This is a genomic window from Terrisporobacter sp. (assembly GCF_017888745.1).
Lineage (GTDB): Bacteria > Bacillota > Clostridia > Peptostreptococcales > Peptostreptococcaceae > Terrisporobacter.
The window spans coordinates 1-3,337 of record NZ_JAGHFM010000345.1 but is presented as its reverse complement, the minus strand read 5'-3'; the positions used below and the strand labels follow the sequence as shown (position 1 = coordinate 3,337).

Annotated in this window: 3 protein-coding genes and 2 pseudogenes; 4 read left to right on the top strand and 1 reads right to left on the bottom strand. The window is 26.9% G+C overall.

Going from position 1 to position 3,337, the window contains the following annotated elements:
* Nucleotides 1–22: 22 nt before the first annotated feature.
* Together J7G74_RS15310 and J7G74_RS16965 are read left to right on the top strand one after the other, a co-directional pair.
* Nucleotides 23–427: pseudogene (locus tag J7G74_RS15310) on the top strand (transposase); the annotation flags it as partial.
* Nucleotides 424–1,087: pseudogene (locus tag J7G74_RS16965) on the top strand (IS256 family transposase). The pseudogenes J7G74_RS15310 and J7G74_RS16965, both read left to right, overlap by 4 nt.
* Before the next feature lie 225 nt (nt 1,088–1,312).
* On the opposite strand, the gene J7G74_RS15290 reads toward J7G74_RS16965, so the two are convergent.
* Entirely contained in the window at nt 1,313–2,137 is an 825-nt protein-coding gene (locus J7G74_RS15290; protein ID WP_297136912.1) for a DNA-methyltransferase, read from the bottom strand.
* A 145-nt stretch (nt 2,138–2,282) separates the two neighbouring features.
* Between J7G74_RS15290 and J7G74_RS15285 the strand changes: the two genes are divergently transcribed.
* On the top strand, nt 2,283–2,714 hold the full coding sequence (locus J7G74_RS15285) for a hypothetical protein (RefSeq protein WP_297136910.1): 432 nt from the start codon (nt 2,283–2,285) through the stop codon (nt 2,712–2,714).
* 353 nt (nt 2,715–3,067) lie between these two features.
* Nucleotides 3,068–3,337: ATP-binding cassette domain-containing protein (locus J7G74_RS15280; protein ID WP_297136916.1), on the top strand; the 270-nt coding region annotated here is incomplete at its 3' end.

Sequence of the window (3,337 nt, the reverse complement as noted above, 5' to 3'; positions counted from 1 at the left end):
GTTATAGCAAGAACTATCAAGTAAACTTGGATATGAAAAAGGCAATATCCTAAATAAAAACACTTCAAATAGAAGAAATGGGTATAGTAAAAAACTGTTAAATCACAATACGGACATATCGAGTTGGATATACCAAGAGATCAACAAAGTGGACTTTGAGCCAGTAATAGTTCATAAAAATACTAGAGATATCTCTGGCATAGAAGAAAAAATTATATTACTATACGCAAGAGGTATGTCAACTAGAGATATTCATGACCAAATTAAAGATTTATATGGTATCAAAATTTCAGCATAACAGGTAAGCCAAATTACTAATTTTGTAATTGAATCATCAAAAGAGTGGCAAAATAGACGGCTTGAGCAAATATACTCATTTTTATTTATGGATGAAATACATTACAGAGTTAGAGATGTGGTAAAATAAAAAATAAAGCAGCTTATGTTGTTTTAGGTGTTAATATTGATGGTTTTAAAGATATACTGGTAATATGGATAGGAGAAAATGAAACATCTAAGTTTTGGTATACTGTTTTAACGTATTAAAAAAATCGAGGTGTTAAAGATATTTTAATATTTAATGTAGATGGATTGCCTTGATTCAAAGAGTCTATAACTGCTTGCTATCCACAAGCAACAATTCAAAGATGTATAATTCATCAAATAAGAAATACTTTTAAGTATGTTTCATATAAAGACTCCAAAGAACTTATGAAGGACTTTAAAGCAGTATATAAGGCTGTTAATGAGGTGGAAGCCTTATCAGCTTTGGATTTTGTTGAAAAAATGGGATAGCAAATATCCTTCAGCTATTAAAAGTTGGATAAATAACTGGGATGTGATACCCCCATTCTTTAGTTTTCCAGAAGAGATTAGGACTATAATGTACACTACAAATATAATTGAAGGAGTTAATAGGCAATTTAGAAAAGTTACAAAAACTAAATCAACTTTTCCTTCTGATGAATCATTACTAAAAATGCTTTATTTATCTAGCCAAAATATTATCAAAAAATGTACTATGAAATATAAGAATTGGGATAGTATTTATAATCAACTATCTATATATTTTGAAGGTATACTCTAAAAATAAAAAACTATTTTGAATTTTGCCCAAAGACATATACATTCAAAATAGTTTTCATAATAACTTATTTTTATCTTAACCTTTTTATAGATAAATATTCATAATATGAATATTTAAAGCAATTTAGTAAATATTAAGTTTAAATCAATCTTGCATAGAGAATCGCTAAACTCTAGCGCACAAATTAATTTATAGTCTCGAGGTATACATTATACCTCAGTTTATTTATATGTGAATTTTAATTATATTATCTTGGACATAAGTATATGGAATTTTAAGTGGATCTATCCTTTTGTTAAGGATTATTTCTTTTATATAAGACTGTTCTATTTCAGATGCAATAAACTTTCTTTTATTATTAATACAACTAACTATTTCACTACCACTACCAGCAAAAGGTATAAAAACTAAGTCGTTTTTATTGCTACTAGACTTTATAATTCTATCGCATAGATTTAAAGCCTTAACTGTAGGAAAATTTTTGTTATCAGATATTTTGAAGCGTTGATTAGAGTATTGAGATGCTTCTGTTATGTCAAACCAAACATCAGAGCATCTCTTATTAGAATTTTTTCTAGGTTTATTATTTGCACCTAAATCTTTTCTACTTGACTTTTCGTTTAGATAAGGTGTATTCCAAGTGTAGAAAGTACTATTTGAATCATGTACCATAAATAACAGTTCTTCTCTTGATTTCATATAAGTATTGCAATTACCATATCCACGAGTATTTCTTTGAGTTATCCAGTTTTTTATAGTGAACATATTTTCAGACTCAATCCAATCTGCTATTTTAGGTAAGGCAAAACCTTTATTATATCCAATTGCTCCCCAAAGATAAAAACTTCCAGAAGGTTTTAAAATACGTTTAAACTCTTTTATCCATAACTTAGACCATTCAATATATTCATCTACTGTATCCCATTTATAATCAAAATCACCTTTTATCTTGTAGTAAGGAGGATCTGCGATAATTAAATCAACAGATTTGTCATCTAAAAGTTTACATAAATCGATACAATCTCCACAATAAATACAATTAGTAAACATGCTAACTCCTTAACATAAATTTTATATATAAATATATATGATATTAAAATAGTAAATATAATTATTTTTGAGTTAAAATAGATGAATATATATTTAGTTTTTACAAAAAATAGGATGAAAGGAAGTATAGATTTAGGAGGATAAAATGAATATATATATTTTTTCATCTAACACATTAACCAACATATGGGCAGGAATTGGGGCGAATTTATGGGCAGTGCATAAATATGAAAAAAAAGAATTTAAATCACGAGCTAAAAGTATGCCTATAGGGGCATGTGGCTTGTTATACTGTGTAGAAACGCAGTCATTTACAACTCCTTTTATTGTAAAGGGAGCCCCAAAGGATATATTAATAAAAGATATATGGCCAGAAGAATGGATGTTGCCTTTTGAGATATATCCTATAGGAAATCCTAAAAAACAGCTACATAAAGATAAGTTAGGTATACTTCCAATAATAAAAGGTAAAGAGAAATCATGGCATCATATTTTACATATTCAAGCGAATACTGCTTTTTCTCCGACTCATATAACTGAAAAAGATTGGAGTTTAATTATAAATAAGTTAACATAGGTTGTAGTAAAAATATAAATCGTGGATTTGGTTGTTGTGATTTGTATCTACCATTGAAATCCACGACAAAAGCATCGACATAATTTATTATGTTGATGCCTTTTCTATATTAAGATACATATTAAAATTATATTTATTAAAGAAATACTATAGTAGTAATAATCTTTGAACATATATCTATTACAGTAGACGCCCTAGCAAACCTAATTAATATTATCTATTTTGAAATATAAAAAATATTTCTCATACATTACAAAATCGTAATGTTAATGAAATATACATCCATATTAAAAAATAACAAAAATGTTTATAATAAAATCATAAATTATAAGAACCGAGGAGAATTATTTATGATGAAAAATATATTAAGCGTTGAAAAAATAGAAAAATATTATGGCAATAAAGATAATGTTACAAAAGCCATAGATAATATAAGTTTTAAGGTTGACGAGGGCGAATTTGTTGGAATAATGGGGCCTAGTGGAAGTGGTAAAACTACTATTCTTAACTGTATTTCAACAATAGATAGTGTTACAACAGGAAATATAATAATAAACGATAAAGATATCACAAGATTAAAATCAAAAAATCTAGATAAATTTAGACAAAATGAATTAGGATTT

Coding starts and splice junctions, on each gene's coding strand:
- J7G74_RS15290 (WP_297136912.1), bottom strand. CDS start 2,137: ATGTTTACTAATTGTATTTATTGTGGAGATTGTATCGATTTATGTAAA.
- J7G74_RS15285 (WP_297136910.1), top strand. CDS start 2,283: ATGAATATATATATTTTTTCATCTAACACATTAACCAACATATGGGCA.